The following is a 19,354-nucleotide window of genomic DNA, read 5'->3' as shown; positions in this document are numbered from 1 at the left end:
TGTTTAACATTGGCCAACAGGATTTTTGAAAATAATTAGTGATGAGCTTTGCTTTCAGGTTCGGGAATGAAGGTATCGATTGCCGACCAAAAGGTAACGAGTGAAAAAACAATGACAAAGTGCCAAGCAATTGTAGTCCATGCGTTACCATAAACATTGGTGTAGGTATTAATTAATCGTTGCGCAAAAATAAGTGCAATAATCTCTTCAACTGCAATAACGAGCATTGTTAGTGCCGCTGCGGCAGCCAACACGGCACCAATTAATAGAATAAAGGATGCAATATGTTGAGCAATCCAGCGCAAAGACCATGCTTTAGCAGTCTTGTGATTCATGAGCTGACAACCTCCAATAATTAATAATATAACCATTATACGTGAAATTAGCTGTCATGGGAAAAATTCCATGAAATTCCATAGAAACATTTTGTTAAAATTAATGTTTTGATGCTTGATTAAGTTATAGCTAACAAAATGGTTGTCAAAAGGGGTATAATACAATTAGTTCAACTTAGATTAGAGGAGACATTTTATGGTCAACGATTGGATAAAAATTCATGGCGCACGCGCTCATAATTTGAAAAACGTCGATGTTGCTATTCCAAGAGATAAATTTGTTGTGATGACTGGTTTGTCTGGATCCGGGAAAAGTTCATTAGCTTTTGATACATTGTACGCTGAAGGGCAAAGACGTTATGTTGAAAGTTTATCTTCTTATGCACGTCAATTTTTAGGACAAATGGATAAACCAGATGTTGATGCAATTGATGGGTTAAGTCCTGCCATTTCGATTGATCAAAAAACAACATCAAAAAATCCGCGGTCAACTGTGGGTACAGTAACTGAAATCAATGACTACTATCGTCTGCTATTTGCACGTGTTGGTAAGCCTGATCCTGCTGCCGATGGCACGATTGTTATGAAGTCAATTGATCAAATGCTAAATGATTTATCAGAGCGTTTGCCTGAAGGCAGTCGTATGCAAATTTTGGCGCCAATTATTCGGCATAAACGTGGATCGCACGCAACGGCCTTTGAACGTATTCAAAAAGAAGGCTTTGTACGTTTTATTGTGGATGGTGAAATGCATGAAGTGACTGATGATATTGATTTAAATAAAAATAAGTATCATGATATTGCAATTGTTGTTGATCGTATTATTTTGAAAGATAGTTCGCGCGCCCGGTTATTTGAATCGTTTGAATCAGCGATGCGTTTAGCTGAAGGCTTGGTCATGGTAGATGTAATCAGAGGTGAACAGTTAACCTATTCAGATCATTATACTGGTCCATTGAAGAAATTTGCAGTTGGTAAATTAGAACCACAATTGTTTTCTTTTAATGCACCTTTAGGAGCCTGTCCAGTTTGCGGCGGATTGGGTATGACGTTAGAAGTGGATATAGATCGTGTGGTACCAGATGCTAGTAAAACACTAGCAGAAGGAGCCATCGATGCTTGGAATCCAATCTCATCATCTTACTATCCAGAGATGTTACGCCAATTTGCTGAAGCTTTTAACGTGCCAATGGATGTACCCTTTGAGAAACTAACTGATGAACAACAAAAATTAGTATTATATGGTTCTAGTGATCAGACATTCCATTTTCATTATGAAAATGATTTTGGGGGTGTTCGCGATGTTGATGTCCCATTTGAAGGCGTTATGAATAATATTGATCGTCGTTATCGTGAATCAAATTCAGATTTCACGCGTGAACAAATGCGAAGTTATATGGATGAATTAACTTGTAAAGCATGTCATGGCTACCGCTTAAATGAGGGGGCTTTATCCGTTAAAATTGGTGGTCAAAATATTGGACAAGTATCTGAAAAATCTGTTGATAAAGAATTGCTCTTTTTTGAAGAATTGTCTTTTGGTCAACAAGATCAAGAAGTTGCAGCACCAATTGTTAAGGAAATCAAAGATCGGTTACGTTTCTTAAAGAACGTTGGCTTAGATTACTTGACGCTCTCACGATCGGCTCGGACTTTATCAGGTGGTGAAGCCCAACGTATTCGTCTTGCAACTCAAATTGGTTCTAATTTATCGGGTGTGATGTATGTGCTTGATGAGCCTTCAATTGGATTGCATCAGCGGGATAATGATCGTTTGATCCAGTCTCTTCATCAGATGCGTGATTTAGGCAATACATTGATTGTTGTTGAGCACGATGAAGATACCATGCGAGCAGCTGATTATATTATTGATGTTGGTCCAGGTGCTGGTGAACATGGTGGTGAAATTATCGCAGTGGGAACACCAGCAGAAATTGAAGCAAATCCACGGTCATTGACTGGTCAATATTTGGTTGGTAAGCAATTTATTCCCGTACCAGATAAAAGACGTCCGGGTAATGGTAAAAAAATTACGGTGACAGGTGCTTCTGAAAATAATTTGAAGAATATTAATGTTGATTTTCCTTTAGGAAAGTTTACAGTGGTAACAGGAGTTTCAGGTTCAGGTAAATCAACGCTAGTCAATACCATCCTTAAGCGAGCTCTTAAAATGGAATTAAATCGTAACTCTGAAAAACCTGGGAAATATCGTCAATTAAAAGGGTATGATAATATCGATAAAATTGTGGATATTGACCAGAGTCCTATTGGTCGTACGCCACGATCAAATCCAGCGACTTATACAGGCGTGTTTGATGATATTCGAGCATTATTTGCACAAACAAATGAGGCCAAAATGCGTGGTTATAAAAAGGGACGTTTTTCATTTAATACGAAGGGTGGTCGTTGCGAAGCCTGCAAGGGTGATGGGGTCATCAAAATTGAAATGAATTTCTTACCAGATGTCTATGTGACGTGTGAAGTTTGCGGGGGGACCCGTTATAATTCGGAAACACTTGAAGTTACCTATCGTGGTTTGACGATTGCGGACGTCTTAAACTTGACGGCTGAGCAAGCAGTAGACTTTTTTGCGGCCATTCCTAAAATTCACCGTAAGTTACAAACAATGGTTGATGTAGGTCTGGGTTATGTGAAATTAGGGCAATCGGCAACGACTTTATCGGGTGGTGAAGCCCAACGAATGAAGCTAGCATCTGAACTACAACGTAAATCAACAGGTAAGACCTTCTATATACTGGATGAACCAACAACTGGGCTTCACGTAGCGGATATTGCCAGACTACTTGAGGTATTGCAACGTTTGGTTGATGGTGGCAATACTGTCCTGATTATTGAACACAATCTTGATGTGATCAAAACTGCTGACTGGTTGATTGATATGGGGCCTGAAGGTGGTGAAGGTGGTGGTAACATCTTAGTGACGGGTACGCCAGAAAAGATTGCTGCAACACCAAATTCATATACAGGTCAATATTTAGCACCAATTATGGCTCGTGACCGGCAACGTGCACTTGATCAAAAATCTTAATAACTTGCAATGTTGTTTTGTAGCGCTTATACTTATTATTTGTAAGCTATAATGATAGATGGAGAAGTGATAATCATGGCAGAAAAATTAGATGTTGCATCAGCTCGTCGTAAGATGAAAAGCCCAAATATTAAGACACGTAAGCGCGCGTTGAAGGCACTTCATGAAGCAAGTCGCCAAACAACAAAAAAGTAATTTTTAATGCTCCGTAATGATTAGATAATTAGTCTGACATTATGGAGCATTTTCAGTTACGAGCGACTCCCGAGTATATCGTAAAAATGATACAATAGATAGGATAAACTAGGAGGAGGATGACCAGATGGGCAAAAAAGAATTAGTGATTGTCACTGGTATGAGCGGTGCAGGAAAAACGGTTGCCATTCAAGCTTTTGAAGATTTAGGTTACTTTACTGTACAGAATTTACCCCCAGCAATGTTGCCCAAGTTTTGGCAAATGATTTCTGATGAAGATAATATTCAACGTGCGGCCGTCATGATCGACTTACGATCACAAAGTTTTTTTGAAGACTTAGATAATGAAGTGCGTCAATTAAGAAAGAATAGTCATGATAAGTATGATTTAAAAATTATTTATATTGATGCTTCAGATGAAGAACTTGTTGCACGCTATAAAGAAACACGACGTTCACATCCATTATCTGGTGAAGGAGGCACACTATATGGTATCCAGCTTGAAAGAGAAAAATTAGCACAAATCTATGATTTAGCGAGTGAAATTATTCATACAGATGATTATGCACCTCGTCAATTACGTAATTATATTCAAGAACATTTTGGTTCTAAAAGTGATCAAGCCGGCACATTTTCTGTGCAAATCATGAGTTTTGGTTTTAAATATGGTGTCCCGCTAGATGCGGATTTGATGTTTGACGTTCGCTTTTTGCCTAATCCCTATTATCAACAAACAATGCGACAAAAGACGGGGTTAGATAAGTTTGTGGCAGATTATGTTTGGCAATCTAATGATGCGCAAACATTTTATAAACGACTATATGAACAAATTGTTTGGTTATTGCCTAAGTATAAGACGGAAGGCAAAAGCACGTTAACAATTGCCTTTGGATGTACTGGCGGACAACATCGTTCAGTTGCTTTTGCCCATCGTTTAAGTGAAGACTTAAGCCAAGACTGGGTTATTAACGAACGTCATCGTGATATCGACCGTCGAAAGGAGAGCACTAATCGATCATGACTAATCAATATACTGTGAAACGAATGCCAAAGATTGTTGTCATTGGTGGTGGTTCTGGTCAACCGGTCGTGCTTGATGGTTTAAAAAAATATCCAAGTGATTTAACAGCAATCATTACTGTTGCAGATGATGGGGGCTCATCGGGAACGCTACGTGACTATCTGCAAATGGTACCGCCTGGTGACATTAGAAATGTCATTGCAACGCTATCTAATTTACCAGAAAGTATCATTGATATTTTTCAATATCGTTTTAAACCAGAAGATGATATGTTTGCACATCATTCATTAGGCAATCTTATTATTGCTGCAATGGCCGAAAAAGAACATGATATTTTTGATGGTGTGCAAGTGTTAACGAAATTAATGCGTGTGCAGGGGCACGTCTATCCAGTTGCAAATGAACCGTTGGTGTTGCATGCAGTCTTTTCAGATGGTACGGCATTAGCTGGAGAAGCTGAAATTACAGCGGCTCATAAAGTAATTGATCATATTTGGGTGACGCCGCAAGCTGATGAACAACGTCAAGTACAAGCACCAACGCAAGTCGTTAATGCTATTTTAGAAGCAGACATCGTTGTACTTGGACCAGGCAGTTTGTTTACTAGCATTCTGCCAAATTTGATGGTACCAAATGTTGCAGATGCTTTACGTGCAACGCGAGCTAAAATTGTTTACATTGCTAATATTATGACCCAAAAAGGTGAGACGGATAATTTCACCGATGCTGATCATGTTAGAGCGATCAATAACCATGTTGGGGAACGAATCGTTGATGCCGTTATTATGAATACTGGTAAAGTACCAGATGACTATATTGATTGGCAACGGTGGAATGAAATCTCATTCCAGGTTCATTCTGATCCAGCAGCTGTTCGAGCACAAGGTGCAGAGCCGTTGCTAGGTGATTTATTAGCATTGCGAGATGATGGTGCTTTTCATGATGGGGATGCGGTTGCTCAATTAATTATGCAATTAACGCATCAATCACCAAAATAAATGAAGTGGAGGTGGCAATAATGTCATTTGCAAGTGATGTTAAAAAAGAATTAACCACCTTAGAGATTAGTAATCCAGATAATGCGAAAGCGGAACTATCAGCATTACTACGAATGAATGGGTCATTAGGCTTAACTAATCAACATTTTACATTGAATGTGCAAACAGAAAATGCGGCCACTGCTCGGCGTATCTTAGGCTTATTACAACAATTCTATCGATTACCTTCCGAAATTTCAGTGCGTCGTCAAATGAAATTAAAAAAGAATAATTTGTACGTCGTAAGGATCACACAGGGCGTTAGTGAATTGCTAGATGATTTGCATATTTTTGAAGGGTTTGAACTATTACCGACAGTACCTGATGAGTGGTTAGCTTCAGAAGGAAAAGCACGATCATATTTACGAGGCGCCTTTTTAGCAGCAGGTTCCGTTAATAATCCAGAAACTAGTCGATATCATCTAGAAATATATTCTTTATATGAAGAACAAGCGATTCAATTGGCTGGTCTCATGAATCGTTTTGATTTGAATGCCAAAGTTGTTGAACGGCGTTCAGGATTTATTGTCTATCTAAAAGAAGCAGAAAAGATTGGCGATATGATGAAAGTGATTGGGGCAACGAATGCCATGTTTCGCATGGAAGATGTGCGTATTATTCGGGATATGCGTAATTCAGTCAATCGTTTAGTCAATGCAGAAAATGCTAATTTGGATAAGACAGTGAATGCCAGTCAAAAGCAAATTGATGATATATTATTCTTAGATGAAGAAATTGGCTTAGGCCGTTTACCAGAAAAGTTACGTGAAATTGCTGAAGTACGGTTGGCACATCGTGAAGAACCGTTATCCGCACTTGGTCAATATGTACCATCTGGTGAGATTTCTAAATCAGGAGTTAATCATCGGCTCCGTAAACTCACAAAAATGGCTGATGAAATGCGTGATACCGGCCGAGTACCTAAAGAATTACAGCAAAAATAGTTTATAAAAAATAAATTTTGACCATTCTTGACTTAATGTTAGAATGGTATTATGTTCTTGACTTTGAACATCAGGAGGAAAGTATAAATGACACCAATTCCATATGTTATTGAGCAATCATCACATGGTGAACGCTCATATGATATTTTTTCACGTTTGTTGATTGACCGGATTATCATGGTCAATGGTGAAATTGAATCTCAAATGGCAACGGCAATTATTGCCCAGTTGCTATTCTTAGATGCCCAAGATCCAGATAAGGATATTTACATGTACATTAACTCTCCAGGTGGAGAGGTTAATGCAGGTATGGCAATATATGACACAATGAATTTTATTAGTGCTGATGTCCAAACAATTACGATCGGTTTGGCAGCGTCAATGGCGTCAGTATTAGCCTCTTCAGGTGCGAAGGGTAAGCGATTCATTTTGCCTAATTCACAATTTATGATTCACCAACCATCTGGTGGTGCGCAAGGTCAACAGACTGAAATTGCAATTGCTGCGGAAGAAATTTTGAAGACACGTAAGAAGTTGAATCAAATTTTGGCAGATAATACAGGTAAGCCATTTGAAGAAGTTGAAAAAGATACCGAGCGCGACCACTGGTTAGATGCTGAGGAATCACTTGCTTATGGTTTGGTTGATAAGATTATGACTAGTGCAAAAGATAAGAGTTAATAATTAACTTTCGCTGAAAATTTAATATTGACAATGGGTGTCGTGACATGATTTAAAATTCATGTCACGACACCTTTTTTTCACAAAGTTTAAGAAAGCGCTTTCTTTATTGACATATAGCCCATTTAGAGCATATCATTAGGTATGGAAAGTATTTTTGATGGTTAAATAAATACTTTCCTATTGTGAACCTATGCACATTGTGTAAGCGCTTTTAATTAAAAATATGGATAATATTTTTGCTATTATTAAAGTGATTTGTCCCATATTGAAACGTTGAATATTGGTTCTACGTGTATTATATGTTGAATATTTCACAAATATATCTATAATTAAAAGTGTTAAGACATGCTTTGGAGGAAATAGGATAATGAAAATTTTTGCATATGGTATTCGAGAAGATGAGCAAGCCGCACTACGCGAGTGGGAGTCAACCCACCCAGAAGTAGAAGTAGACTTTACTGATAAGTTGTTGAATCCAGAGACTGCTAAGTTAGCTGAAGGCGCAGATGCAGTTGATGTATACCAACAACTATCATACACACCTGAAACGTTGACCGCTTTGCATGAATTGGGCATTAACAAAATGTCGTTACGTAATGTAGGTACAGATAACATTGACTTTGATACAGCTCGTCGCTACGACTTTTCAATTTCAAACGTTGCCGTATACTCACCTAATGCAATTGCTGAGCACGCTGCAATTCAAGGAGCTCGCGTGTTACGTCAGTCAAAGGCATTAGACAACAAGATTGCTAATCACGATTTGCGTTGGGCACCAACAATTGGTCGTGAAATGCGCATGCAAACATTTGGAATTATCGGAACAGGTCATATTGGACGTGTTTTGATTAATATTTTGAAGGGTTTTGGTGCTAAGATTGTTGCTTATGATGTATACCACAACGCTGAACTTGAAGCAGAAGGTGTTTATGTTGATACATTAGATGAATTGTATGCACAAGCTGATGTGATCTCACTTCACGTGCCAAGTTTGCCAGAAAATTACCACATGATTAACGCAGAATCAATCGCTAAAATGAAGGATGATGTTGTATTGATTAACGTTTCTCGTGGTGATTTGATGGATATTGATGCAATCATCGATGGCTTGGATTCTGGTAAGATTTTTGGTCTTGCAATGGACGTATATGAGAACGAAGTAGGCTTGTTTAATAAGGACTGGTCACACGAAGAGTTCCCTGATGCAAAAATTGCAGATTTGATTACACGTGAGAATGTTTTGGTAACGCCTCACACAGCATTCTATACAACTAAGGCTGTATATGAAATGGTTACACAATCAATGAATGCTTCACTAGCTTTTATCAAGGGTGAAGAGACACCTAATGAGGTGAAGTATTAATCAGTTTATTGTAATAATGATTGTGGGATTTCATTATTGCGGAGTAGGTATGTGATTACATCACATTAAATTAGAAAGGTAATTTAATATTATGGCTAGCGCAGTTTTTGACGGTTCTTATGAACTAAAGTTTAAAGATTTTTTCTTTAAAGTGTTGTCTGGGTCTGCTCAAGGTATCTTGATTGGTGTTCTACCATCAGCTGTTTTAAAATATGTTATTCGCCCATTCGTGCAAAGTGGAATGGGTTGGGCAGTTGATTTGAGTGCTATCTTGACACTGTTCTCATCATTTATTCCTTTGTTAATTGGTTTAGCAATAGCCATGCAATTTAACATGAAGGCTTTGGATGTTGGGGTTATGGCAATTGCGGTTGGTGTTGCCTGTGGTTCAATTAAGTGGGCTTCAGTGCCAGCTGGATTTGCGAATCCAGTAACTGGTGTAAAAACAGTTGCACCTAGTACCATATACATGGCAGCTGGTGCTGGAGATGTTATCAACGCCATGATTGTTGCAGCGATTGGGGTCCTTGTTATTTGGCTAATTGCTAAATACTTATGGGGCTTTGGTTCATTAGCAATTATCTTAAGCCCTATCGTTGTCGGTGGTGGTGTTGGTTTGATTGGTAAGGAAATTGCACCTTACGTTGGTGAAGTAACAACTTGGATTGGTAAGATGGTACAATTGGCAACTGATCTGCAACCATTGCCAATGACGATTATCATTGCCATGGCCTTTGCGGTTATCATTGTGACGCCAGTTTCGACAGTTGGTATTGCTTTAGCAATCTCATTATCAGGATTAGGATCTGCCGCTGCAGGTGTTGGTATTGTTGCAACAACTGTCGTATTATTGGTTAATTCAATCAAGGTTAACAAAGTTGGAACTTCAATCGCTATCTTCTTGGGTGCGATGAAGGGTATGATGCCTTCAGTCTTTAAGAAGCCGGTAACGTTGATTTCATTTATGGTTGCTGCTGGAATCTCAGCTATTCCAATTAGCTTCATGAACGTACAAGGAACACCGACATCAGCTGGATTTGGTTGGATTGGCTTTGTTTCACCTATTCAGTCAGTTGTTCGTGATGCTGCCGATAAGGCTTTCCAAACGAATACAATTGGTGTGATGCCAGCTGTTATCATTTGGGCAGTTGTTCCAATTATTGCCGGATTCTTAGTTGATTGGCTATTTACAAAGATTCTTAAGCTTTATAAGCCAACAGACTTTGAACAAGATATTTAATATTAAAAGAGCGTGTGACAAAAGACGGTTTGAAGCCGATTGTTACAGTAAGGCTTCAGTCTTTTGGAACACGTTTAAAGGCGCTAATCTACCAATCAAAATTGATAGATTAGCGCCTTTTTCAGCTGATCATAACGACTTATGTCTCAGCCCCTTTTTGTATGAATAGGGAAATACCTTAATGAAGAATGCTCAAAATTCCTGACCGACAAGCAATTGTTTAGGGGCTTATAACTTGTAACTTGTCGCTAACTAAAAAAACAGCGGATGATTTTAATCATCCGCTGTTTTAATAATCGTTTATTTTTATCTATAGCTAAATAGATTAATAAATGAGCTTACTTAGGTGAAACAACTTGCTTACCATTGTAAGTGCCATCTGCAGCAACGTGGTGGTTACGTACGTAAACACCATTTTCGTTCATGTGAATGGCTGGCGTCTTTAATCCGCCTTGACCGCCGCGACGAGTGCGCTTTGCGTGCTTTGAAACTTTACGTGCAGGAACTGCCATAGTTATATCCTCCCTTACACCGCCGTGTAGAAAGAAGGCAGTGCTTAATAATCTATTTTTTTCAACTGTTCTAAATTACATTATTTTACAGCGTTTGTCAAGTGCTACCCCTTGATGTGAGTGTGAATTAGAAAAGTAAAAGCGTTTGTAACTTTACATTTTATTGGGGTAGCTAGATAATGAGATATACCCAAATTAACATGTTTGTTAGTTATTTATTTGCTAATAAAGTATTATAGTCATTTAATACTTACAAATTGATTGTTTTGATAGCTTAGAATATTTGGGGGTTATTGGCAAAAGGGGCAACGGTAGGTTATTTTGCTTACTAGTTAGTATAACCAGTAATAGTATGATAGGAGAGTATAGATGGCAATTGGTAAACAATTCAAACACATTCTTGTCGCTGTTGATGATTCAAATTTAGGCCAAATGGCTTTAGTTAATGGCATTCACCAGGCACGTGAAGATAATGCGAAATTAACCATTATTTCAATTTTTGAAAAGGGACAGTTAAATGTTTTTGATTTCTTTTCAAAAGAGAGTACAACAGCTGCAGAAGATGATGTTCAACGTGCATTAAAGCGATATCGTGAAATGGCTTTAGAAAATGGTGTCACAGATGTCGATACGCGTATTGCAGAAGGGAAGCCCGGTGAGGTCATCGTTAAAGATGTTATTCCTGCTGTACAGCCAGATATGGTCGTGATTGGTTCACATTCACAACAAGGAACAGAAAAATATTTTGGATCACAGTCAAGTTACGTTGCAAACAACGCACCTGTCACAGTCATGATTGTTCGTTAATAAGAAACGATTCTTAGAGATTAGCCATTCGCGGGCTAATCTTTTTTTTCAAAAAAATTAGTCTGACACGGTGAAAATCGTTCGTTAAAATTATTTCTGTGACAAACAAAATGATTTTGGAGAAAAAAGATGACACTTGTGGCACAATATATTAATGCTTACTTAGCAACGTTAAAATATTTAAATGATACGGTTGCGGAACCGGCGGCGGTTTATGATCTGTCTTTTGAGCAATATTTAATTATGCGTAGTGTGGCGCAACATGATGGGCTAACTTTGACTGATATTGTTGCACGTCGTCAAGTGACGCGTGCTGCTATATCAAGGCAGATTCGTATGCTTCTACGGAAAAAATATATTTGGCAAGAAGCAGATATTACCGATCGTCGTCGCATGTTATTACATTTAACGATACATGGTTACACAGTTGAACAAGCTTTGAGTAAACAAATTGAAATGCGTTTTGAAAATTGGATTTTAGAAGTAGGTGATGAAAGGGCCAAAAAAATATTAACTTTCATGGAACGATTTGGTGAAAATATACCAACCAATATATAGGAAAAGTAAATTGACAAGCTAACTTTTTGGTTTGAATTGTATATCGTGAATATCTTTTTTGTTTGATTAGGCTTGAATTTGTGGTTAGTATGTTGTATGATTTAATAGTTGTTTTTGGGCATTAGCCAAGTGGTAAGGCAATGGTTTCTGGTGCCATCATGCACTGGTTCGAATCCAGTATGCCCAGTTTTACAGATGCGGGAAGCGTTAGTTATTCGTTAAGAATGGTTAACGCTTTTTGTTTATCATTATTTGTCAAAATCGTTAAAAAGATTGGTGACATTTAGAGTTGCAAAAAACAAAGTTAGTCGTTATGATAGTGGAGCAAGTTTGAGAAGATTATAAATAGCCAGATAGAGACGACCGTTTGTACGACGACCGCCCTTTTTGTTGTGTGTTGTTGCGACGGTGTCTTTGGTTATGACACTTTAATAATGGTTTCCATTATTGTCTATTTTTTGGAGGAATGAATTATGACACAACACCATCAAAAGGTTGTTTTGGTTGGCGATGGCGCTGTTGGTTCATCATATGCTTTTGCATTGATGCAACAAGGTATTGCTGAGGAATTAGTAATTGTTGATATTGACCAGAATCGAACGACAGGAGATGCTATGGATCTGGAAGATACAACTGCTTGGACATTTAATAAGCAGGTCTGGTCAGGGACATATGCAGATGCTCATGATGCAGACTTAGTTGTTATTACGGCTGGTGCGCCACAGAAGCCAGGTGAAACACGACTGGATTTAGTTGATAAGAATTTAAAAATTATGAAAGTCATTGTGTCAGAAATTATTGCCAGTGGGTTTAACGGTATCTTCTTAGTTGCTGCTAATCCAGTTGATATTTTAACGACTGCTGTACAAAAAATGTCGGGGTTTTCAAAAGAACGTGTCTTTGGCTCAGGGACGTCGCTAGATACAGCGAGATTACGAGTGGCATTGGGACGACGATTTAAAGTTGCTCCTGAAGCAGTGTCAGCATATATTCTGGGTGAACATGGCGATTCAGAATTTGCCAACTTTGATGAAGCGACCATTGGTGGTCGTCCATTGAAGGTATGGGCAACTGAAGCAGGAATGACAGCTGAAGATTTAGAACAAATCTTATTTGATACAGCACATAAGGCTTATGACATCATTGCGCGAAAAGGTGCAACCTTCTATGGCATCGGCGCATCCTTAGCACGTATCACGCGAGCAATTTTCCGTGATGAACGAATCATTTTACCAGTGGGTGCACCGTTGGATGGACAATACGGATTAAATGATTTGTATATTGGGACACCAGCTGTAATTGGTGCAAATGGTATCGAGCAAGTGATTGAAGTGCAATTATCAGATGATGAACAAGCAAAAATGCAAAAATCTGCTAAAATGTTGATAGAAATTTTGAATAAAAGTTTATAATAAATGAAAACGCTTTATATTCGATTATTATACGTATTGTGAAAAAATGAACTACCGTTATGTCTAAAATAATGGTAGTTTTTTACTACTAAATATTGCCAGAACGCGCTACAATATAGGCATTGATGCTTATTGGCAATATATTAAAGAGGTAGAGTACATGTCTGAAGAGAAGAAGACTGGTGCCGACTTAGTTGTCGACAGTTTAAATAACCATGGCGTTGACTTAGTGTTTGGTATTCCTGGCGCTAAAATTGATCGTTTGTTTGAAAAATTAGATCATCCTAGTGAAGGTAAGAAAGCGCCAAAATTAATCGTGACACGGCACGAACAAAATGCTGTTTTTATGGCACAAGCATTTTCACGTATCACTGGTAAAACTGGTGTCGTTGCAGTTACTTCAGGACCTGGGGTTGGTAATTTAGCTTCTGGTTTGATGACGGCGACTGCTGAAAATGATCCGGTTTTGGCAATTGGTGGTCAAGTACAACGTAAAGATTTATACCGTTTGACACATCAAAGTACACCATCAGCAACTTTGTTTGCACCAATTACAAACTATTCAGTAGAAATTCAAGATCCAAATAACATTTCGGAAATTATTTCAAATGCTTTCGCTGCTGCAAATGGTCCAAAGCCAGGTGCCGCATTTGTTTCGTTACCACAAGACGTTGATGAAGCTGAAGTAAATGCAACGGCATTGCCAGCAGTTAAGCCAGCACGTTATGGTGCTGCAGCTGCCGAAGATATTGCTTGGCTAGCAGAGCAAGTTAAAGCTGCGGAGCTACCAGTCTTGTTAGTCGGTGCACGTGGTTCAGATGATGCGACAACGGCAGCCTTGCATGCATTACTTGAACAAACAACATTACCAGTTGTTGAAACATATCAAGGTGCAGGTGTTATTTCTCGTGAATTAGAAGAAAAGACTTTCTTTGGTCGCATTGGTTTCTTCCGTAACCAAGTTGGTGACCAATTATTAGCCCAATCTGATTTGGTTATTACAGTTGGTTATGACGCAATTGAATATGAACCACGTAATTGGAACAAGAATGCTGATTTGCGTATTGCGGCAATTGATACACAAGCTGTTCAAATTGACAATAACTTTACGCCTGAACGTCAATTAGTTGGGACACTAGCTGATACTTTGAAAGCATTGCAAGAACAAATTGCAGGTTATGAATTACCAGTTGCTTCTCAGAACAAGTTGACTGAATTTAAGGCTGCTTTACATGCGGCAGAAGAACCAACGTATACACCAGCACAAGCAAATCTAAACCACCCATTGAACATTATTAAGTCATTACAAGCACACATGACTGATGAAATGACCTTATCATCAGATATTGGTTCACATTATTTGTGGCTTGGTCGTCATTTTAAGTCATATGTGCCACGTCATTTCTTGATTTCAAATGGTATGCAAACGTTAGGTGTCGGATTACCTTGGGCTATGGCTGCAGCAATGGTTCGACCAAATGCAAAGTCTGTCTCAGTATCTGGTGATGGTGGTTTCTTCTTTTCAGGTATGGAATTGGCAACTGCTGTTCAACTACACTTGAACACGGTGCACATTGTTTGGCAAGATAATTATCACTATGATATGGTTAAGTTCCAAGAGGAAGTTAAGTACAATGGTGAGTCAGCAGGTGTCAAGTTCTCAAATATTGACATTGTGAAGTTTGCTGAGTCAGCTGGTGCCAAGGGATTGCGTGTTGAAACACCTGACCAATTGGATGCGGTTATGGATGAAGCTTTTGCAACCGAAGGACCAGTTGTTGTTGAGATTCCAGTAGACTACTCACATAATTATGAATTAATGTCACAATTAATTGATGCAGAATAATATAAAAAAGCGTCCAGTTCACTGGGCGTTTTTTGTTAAAATACCATATTAGGAGGAAAATCATGGCAACAGTTTATCAACATAGTACATTAGAAGCTTTGATGGGGAAAGTGTTAGGTGGTACGGCCACTTTAGCTGAATTAAAAGAGCATGGGGATGCAGGTATTGGTACTTTCGATGGTCTTGATGGTGAGATGATTATGGTCGATGGTGAGGTTTATTATATGGACGGTGAAGGAACGATTCATCACGTGACAGATATGAACAAGACGGTACCATTTGCGACTGTTCATCATACTAGTGATCCATCAGAAAAAGTGACCTTCAGTGCTGGTAATATGAAAGAGATGGTTTCGCTTGTTCGTGATCGTGAATTAGAGAATACATTCTCAGGTGTAGTTTTGCGAGGTAGTTTTGATTATATGAAAGTTCGGTCGGCACCTAAGTCAGAACGACCATTTCCATCGTTATCTGAAATTACAAAAACACAACGCGAGTTTGAAAAACGCGATGTGACGGGAACATTAGTTGGTTACTATTCACCTGAATTGTATCAAGGTACTGTTGCAGCTGGTTGGCATGTTCATTTTTTGAGTGATGATCGTACCTTTGGTGGTCACGTACTAGGATTTGATGCGAATGAGCTTGAAGGTGATTTAACGATTTTTAATGATTATGCACTCCACTTACCTATTCAAGATAAAGATTTCCGTGAGCATCATGTTGAAATGGCTGGTCTGAAAGAAGGCGTTGCAGCAGCAGAAGGTTCACAAGATTAAGTATTTATACGATAGTAATGACAACAGCGAATAGCGTTGCCATTACTATTTTTTTTATAGTAGAGATAGTATCATATAAGTAGAGAAATAATGGGAAACATGACTTATTATAAGGGAGTGAATCATGACAGAAATGATGAAGGCGGTTGTAACAACAACGGACGCGAACAAACCATTGATAGATAAGAAAATTGAACGACCAAACATGTCGAATCATGATGTGTTGGTTAGAGTTGCAGCAGCAGGCATGAACCCAGTAGATACGAAACAATGGGAATTAGCTGCAGCAGCAGGTCAAGAACGTGTATTGGGATTTGATGCGGTTGGCGAGATTGTCGCAATGGGGGATGATGTGACAAAATTCGCGATTGGTGATCGTGTGTTTTTTGCCGGTGAATTAGGTCGGACTGGTTCTAATGCTGAATATGAAGTTGTTAGAGAAGCGTTGATTAGCGAAGCACCAAGTAGGTTATCGAATGTAGAAGCTGCTGCAATGCCGTTAACATTTTTAACAGCATATGAAATGCTTGCTGATAAATTTCAGATAGAAATGGTTGCCGATGGTGCTAAAGGTGAGACTCTATTAGTGATCAATGGTGCTGGTGGTGTTGGTTCAATGATGATCCAATTAGGCAAGTGGCTGGGAATGACAGTTATTGCGACCGCTTCACGTCAAGATACGATTGATTGGGTTAAAAAGTTGGGGGCAGATTTTGTGGTCAATCATCGTGATGATTATGTGACGGCGGTAAAAAAATTAGGGTTTACAACAATACCCTATATTGCCGTACTACATTCACTTGATCAACATTTTGAATCAGCTGCTAAGTTGGTTGATGTATTTGGCCATATTGGTGCGATTGTGCAATCAATGACACCACTGCCTGTTGGTTTGATTAAGAATCAAGCAGCATCACTTGATTGGGAATTTATGTTTGCAAAAACAAATGCTGATAAAAATGTTGCGACGCAGGGAGCCGCATTGACTTTGTTAGCTAAGTTAGTTGATGAGGGTGTTGTACAATCAACGTTAACCAAAACAATGACGGGGTTATCTGCAAAAACGATTTTAGCAGCACAGAGAGAAGTTGCTATTGGAAATATGATTGGTAAGTTAGTTATTGAATATTAAAATATAAGTAAATATATTCAAAAGAATGGACTTTTTATGAACAAAAATTCATTCTTTTTTTTATAAAAAAATCGCGTTTTTGACTTGCACTCTACGTATGAGAGTGCTAATATAGATAATGTAAGCAAGGTCAATAAAGGTCAAACAAACGGCAACTATTGTATCTATTGGGAATAATGAATATAAAAGAGATTGTAAGGAGGCTGGTAATATGGCACAAGATCCATTTGGTTTTTCAAATTTTGATGATATTTTTCGTATGATGAATAATGAAGCAACAAGGGCACAACAAGCACAACGTACCCAGCAAAGGCCCCGCCCACAAATGGGACAAGGTAATGGGGGCAATAATAATGGTCAAGGTGATAGTTTACTTGATCAATACGGTATTAATTTGACTGAAATGGCACGTAAGGGTAAGTTCGATCCAGTAATTGGTCGAGATGATGAAATTGCTCGTGTTATTGAGGTGCTTAACCGTCGAACAAAGAATAATCCAGTACTAATTGGTGAAGCTGGCGTTGGAAAGACAGCGGTTGTAGAAGGTTTAGCACAGGCCATTGTTAACGCAAAGGTACCTGGTAAGCTGCAAGGTAAAGAGGTGATTCGTTTAGACGTTGTCTCACTTGTTCAAGGAACAGGTGTGCGTGGTCAATTCGAAGAGCGTATGCAACAATTGATGGATGAAGTATCTAAACGTGAAGACGTCATCCTATTTATTGATGAAATTCACGAAATTATGGGGGCAGGAACAGCAGGTGAAGGTTCAATGGATGCTGGTAATATCTTAAAGCCTGCCTTAGCTCGTGGTGAGTTCCAGTTGATTGGAGCAACGACATTAAATGAATATCGTAAAATTGAAAAGGATGCAGCGATTGCTCGTCGTTTCCAAACAGTTCAAGTCAATGAGCCATCAACAGATGAGGCACTGCAGATTTTGAAAGGTATTCGTTCGCGCTATGAAGACTACCACAAGGTAAAGTATTCAGATGAGGCACTAGAAGCAGCTGTTAACTTATCAAATCGTTACATTTCAGAGCGTTTCTTGCCAGATAAGGCAATTGATTTAATTGATGAAGCGGGTTCTAAGAAAAACTTATCAGTTAAAATCGCTGATCCAAAAGAACTAGAAAATAAGATTCATTCAACTGAAGCTCAAAAACAATCAGCTATTGAACGTGAAGATTATGAGAAGGCAAGTAAGTTACGTGATCAAGTCAATAATTTGGAATTACAGTTAGAAGCTGTTAAGCAACAAGCACCACAAAATGAAGCTGCACAAACAGTAACAGTGGAAGATATTCAAAAAATTGTTGAGGAAAAGACTGGTATTCCTGTTGGTGAATTAGCAGAAACGGAACAGACACAATTACGAAACTTAGGTGATAATTTATCAGCTCATGTTATTGGGCAAGAAGAAGCCACTGAAAAGATTGCGCGTGCCATTCGTCGTAATCGTGTTGGCTTTAATAAAACTGGTCGTCCAATTGGTAGTTTCTTATTTGTTGGACCAACAGGTGTTGGAAAGACTGAGACGGCTAAGCAGTTGGCAAAGGAACTATTTGGTACAACTGATAGTATGATTCGATTCGATATGTCTGAGTACATGGAGAAACATTCTGTTTCAAAGTTGATTGGAGCACCAGCTGGGTATGTTGGTTATGAAGAAGCTGGTCAACTAACTGAAGCGGTTCGTCGTCGTCCTTATTCATTGATCTTACTTGATGAGGTTGAAAAGGCACATCCTGATGTGATGAACATGTTCTTACAAATTTTAGATGATGGTCGATTAACTGATGCACAAGGTCATGTGGTGTCATTTAAAGATACTATTATTATCATGACATCAAATGCGGGTACCGGTGTTAAAGAAGCAAAGGTTGGTTTTGACCCAGAAAACAGCCAAAGTGGTTCACAGCTACTAGAACGCCTCGCACCATATTTCAAGCCAGAGTTCTTGAATCGTTTTGACGGCATTGTTGAATTCAATGCACTTTCAAAAGAAAACTTATTGAAGATTGTTGATTTGATGATCAATGATATGAATGCTGCAATTGCAGAAAAGGATTTGCACATTACGATTACTGACGATGTCAAGCAAAAGATTGTCGAATTGGGATATAATCCTGAAATGGGTGCTCGTCCATTACGTCGTGTTATCCAAGAACAATTAGAAGATCAAATTGCTGACTTTTATCTAGATAATCCTGAAGCAAAACAATTAATTGCAAAGTTAGTTGATGATAAAATCACTATTGAAAAAGATGAAAAATAAGTTGAATAAAGTTGCTAAATTATTTAATAAAGTATAAATGATTTATAGGCGGTAGTTAGGACTACCGTCTTTTTTTGTACAATAATGATGCTCTGATTTTTTTAAATGCATTAAAAACGAACAAAATAAAGAAAAAATTAAGGATTTTGTGTTGTGTAACATAAA

17 protein-coding genes and 1 tRNA gene are annotated in these 19,354 nt (G+C 38.4%); 16 read left to right on the top strand and 2 right to left on the bottom strand.

Annotation, left to right across the window (positions count from 1 at the left end):
* Window positions 1-35: 35 nt before the first annotated feature.
* The gene (locus tag AC3B5D_RS06520; protein ID WP_489840828.1) at window positions 36-335 is read right to left on the bottom strand and encodes a hypothetical protein; all 300 of its coding nucleotides are present in this window, start codon (window positions 333-335) and stop codon (window positions 36-38) included.
* Between the two features lie 196 nt (window positions 336-531).
* Between AC3B5D_RS06520 and uvrA the strand changes: the two genes are divergently transcribed.
* The 8 genes from uvrA to AC3B5D_RS06480 all read left to right on the top strand — a co-directional run bounded on the left by uvrA (window position 532) and on the right by AC3B5D_RS06480 (window position 9,868).
* Window positions 532-3,384 (top strand): excinuclease ABC subunit UvrA, encoded by a 2,853-nt coding sequence (gene uvrA / locus AC3B5D_RS06515; protein ID WP_489840829.1) that lies wholly within the window; start codon window positions 532-534, stop codon window positions 3,382-3,384.
* A 75-nt stretch (window positions 3,385-3,459) separates the two neighbouring features.
* A complete protein-coding gene (locus AC3B5D_RS06510) occupies window positions 3,460-3,579 on the top strand; it encodes a putative metal homeostasis protein (RefSeq protein WP_002827852.1) in 120 nt (39 codons plus the stop codon).
* 127 nt (window positions 3,580-3,706) lie between these two features.
* A complete protein-coding gene (rapZ, locus tag AC3B5D_RS06505; RefSeq protein WP_489840830.1) occupies window positions 3,707-4,600 on the top strand; it encodes an RNase adapter RapZ in 894 nt (297 codons plus the stop codon).
* Entirely contained in the window at window positions 4,597-5,598 is a 1,002-nt protein-coding gene (locus AC3B5D_RS06500) for a gluconeogenesis factor YvcK family protein (protein ID WP_489840831.1), read from the top strand. Before rapZ ends, AC3B5D_RS06500 begins: the two co-directional genes overlap by 4 nt.
* 20 nt (window positions 5,599-5,618) lie before the next feature.
* The gene (gene whiA / locus AC3B5D_RS06495) at window positions 5,619-6,581 is read left to right on the top strand and encodes a DNA-binding protein WhiA (protein WP_489840832.1); all 963 of its coding nucleotides are present in this window, start codon (window positions 5,619-5,621) and stop codon (window positions 6,579-6,581) included.
* Window positions 6,582-6,668: 87 nt separating this feature from the next.
* Window positions 6,669-7,262: an ATP-dependent Clp protease proteolytic subunit gene (locus AC3B5D_RS06490; RefSeq protein WP_489840833.1), complete on the top strand. Its 594-nt coding sequence runs from the start codon at window positions 6,669-6,671 to the stop codon at window positions 7,260-7,262.
* Window positions 7,263-7,632: 370 nt separating this feature from the next.
* Window positions 7,633-8,628, top strand: a complete 996-nt coding sequence (locus tag AC3B5D_RS06485; protein ID WP_489840834.1) for a D-2-hydroxyacid dehydrogenase — start codon at window positions 7,633-7,635, stop codon at window positions 8,626-8,628.
* 91 nt (window positions 8,629-8,719) lie between these two features.
* Window positions 8,720-9,868 (top strand): PTS sugar transporter subunit IIC, encoded by a 1,149-nt coding sequence (locus AC3B5D_RS06480; protein ID WP_489840835.1) that lies wholly within the window; start codon window positions 8,720-8,722, stop codon window positions 9,866-9,868.
* A 338-nt stretch (window positions 9,869-10,206) separates the two neighbouring features.
* Here the strand turns inward: AC3B5D_RS06480 and rpmF are convergent, their stop codons facing one another.
* A complete protein-coding gene (gene rpmF / locus AC3B5D_RS06475) occupies window positions 10,207-10,380 on the bottom strand; it encodes a 50S ribosomal protein L32 (protein WP_002827844.1) in 174 nt (57 codons plus the stop codon).
* Window positions 10,381-10,749: 369 nt separating this feature from the next.
* Here rpmF and AC3B5D_RS06470 point away from each other — a divergent pair, with 369 nt between their 5' ends.
* The 8 genes from AC3B5D_RS06470 to AC3B5D_RS06435 all read left to right on the top strand — a co-directional run bounded on the left by AC3B5D_RS06470 (window position 10,750) and on the right by AC3B5D_RS06435 (window position 19,189).
* Window positions 10,750-11,187: a universal stress protein gene (locus AC3B5D_RS06470; RefSeq protein WP_489840836.1), complete on the top strand. Its 438-nt coding sequence runs from the start codon at window positions 10,750-10,752 to the stop codon at window positions 11,185-11,187.
* Between the two features lie 129 nt (window positions 11,188-11,316).
* Window positions 11,317-11,745, top strand: a complete 429-nt coding sequence (locus tag AC3B5D_RS06465; RefSeq protein WP_489840837.1) for a MarR family winged helix-turn-helix transcriptional regulator — start codon at window positions 11,317-11,319, stop codon at window positions 11,743-11,745.
* 115 nt (window positions 11,746-11,860) lie between these two features.
* A tRNA-Gln gene (locus AC3B5D_RS06460) sits at window positions 11,861-11,932 on the top strand.
* Between the two features lie 286 nt (window positions 11,933-12,218).
* On the top strand, window positions 12,219-13,157 hold the full coding sequence (locus tag AC3B5D_RS06455; protein WP_489840838.1) for an L-lactate dehydrogenase: 939 nt from the start codon (window positions 12,219-12,221) through the stop codon (window positions 13,155-13,157).
* Window positions 13,158-13,317: 160 nt separating this feature from the next.
* A complete protein-coding gene (gene alsS / locus AC3B5D_RS06450; RefSeq protein WP_489840839.1) occupies window positions 13,318-15,003 on the top strand; it encodes an acetolactate synthase AlsS in 1,686 nt (561 codons plus the stop codon).
* 62 nt (window positions 15,004-15,065) lie between these two features.
* Window positions 15,066-15,782, top strand: coding sequence for an acetolactate decarboxylase (budA, locus tag AC3B5D_RS06445; protein ID WP_489840840.1), 717 nt, complete (start codon window positions 15,066-15,068; stop codon window positions 15,780-15,782).
* 124 nt (window positions 15,783-15,906) lie between these two features.
* Entirely contained in the window at window positions 15,907-16,914 is a 1,008-nt protein-coding gene (locus tag AC3B5D_RS06440; RefSeq protein ID WP_489840841.1) for a zinc-binding alcohol dehydrogenase family protein, read from the top strand.
* 211 nt (window positions 16,915-17,125) lie between these two features.
* Window positions 17,126-19,189, top strand: coding sequence for an ATP-dependent Clp protease ATP-binding subunit (locus tag AC3B5D_RS06435; RefSeq protein WP_489840842.1), 2,064 nt, complete (start codon window positions 17,126-17,128; stop codon window positions 19,187-19,189).
* The last annotated feature ends 165 nt before the right edge of the window (window positions 19,190-19,354 follow it).

It is taken from the genome of Weissella sp. ESL1177 (assembly GCF_058107185.1).
This window is presented reverse-complemented; position numbering and strand designations above follow the sequence as displayed.

Excerpts from the sequence above, each read along its gene's own strand:
- AC3B5D_RS06510 (WP_002827852.1), top strand. The coding sequence starts at position 3,460 with ATGGCAGAAAAATTAGATGTTGCATCAGCTCGTCGTAAGATGAAAAGC.
- rpmF (WP_002827844.1), bottom strand. The coding sequence starts at position 10,380 with ATGGCAGTTCCTGCACGTAAAGTTTCAAAGCACGCAAAGCGCACTCGT.
- rapZ (WP_489840830.1), top strand. The coding sequence starts at position 3,707 with ATGGGCAAAAAAGAATTAGTGATTGTCACTGGTATGAGCGGTGCAGGA.
- AC3B5D_RS06500 (WP_489840831.1), top strand. The coding sequence starts at position 4,597 with ATGACTAATCAATATACTGTGAAACGAATGCCAAAGATTGTTGTCATT.
- budA (WP_489840840.1), top strand. The coding sequence starts at position 15,066 with ATGGCAACAGTTTATCAACATAGTACATTAGAAGCTTTGATGGGGAAA.
- AC3B5D_RS06440 (WP_489840841.1), top strand. The coding sequence starts at position 15,907 with ATGACAGAAATGATGAAGGCGGTTGTAACAACAACGGACGCGAACAAA.
- alsS (WP_489840839.1), top strand. The coding sequence starts at position 13,318 with ATGTCTGAAGAGAAGAAGACTGGTGCCGACTTAGTTGTCGACAGTTTA.
- AC3B5D_RS06455 (WP_489840838.1), top strand. The coding sequence starts at position 12,219 with ATGACACAACACCATCAAAAGGTTGTTTTGGTTGGCGATGGCGCTGTT.
- AC3B5D_RS06485 (WP_489840834.1), top strand. The coding sequence starts at position 7,633 with ATGAAAATTTTTGCATATGGTATTCGAGAAGATGAGCAAGCCGCACTA.
- AC3B5D_RS06465 (WP_489840837.1), top strand. The coding sequence starts at position 11,317 with ATGACACTTGTGGCACAATATATTAATGCTTACTTAGCAACGTTAAAA.
- whiA (WP_489840832.1), top strand. The coding sequence starts at position 5,619 with ATGTCATTTGCAAGTGATGTTAAAAAAGAATTAACCACCTTAGAGATT.
- AC3B5D_RS06480 (WP_489840835.1), top strand. The coding sequence starts at position 8,720 with ATGGCTAGCGCAGTTTTTGACGGTTCTTATGAACTAAAGTTTAAAGAT.
- uvrA (WP_489840829.1), top strand. The coding sequence starts at position 532 with ATGGTCAACGATTGGATAAAAATTCATGGCGCACGCGCTCATAATTTG.
- AC3B5D_RS06470 (WP_489840836.1), top strand. The coding sequence starts at position 10,750 with ATGGCAATTGGTAAACAATTCAAACACATTCTTGTCGCTGTTGATGAT.
- AC3B5D_RS06490 (WP_489840833.1), top strand. The coding sequence starts at position 6,669 with ATGACACCAATTCCATATGTTATTGAGCAATCATCACATGGTGAACGC.
- AC3B5D_RS06435 (WP_489840842.1), top strand. The coding sequence starts at position 17,126 with ATGGCACAAGATCCATTTGGTTTTTCAAATTTTGATGATATTTTTCGT.
- AC3B5D_RS06520 (WP_489840828.1), bottom strand. The coding sequence starts at position 335 with ATGAATCACAAGACTGCTAAAGCATGGTCTTTGCGCTGGATTGCTCAA.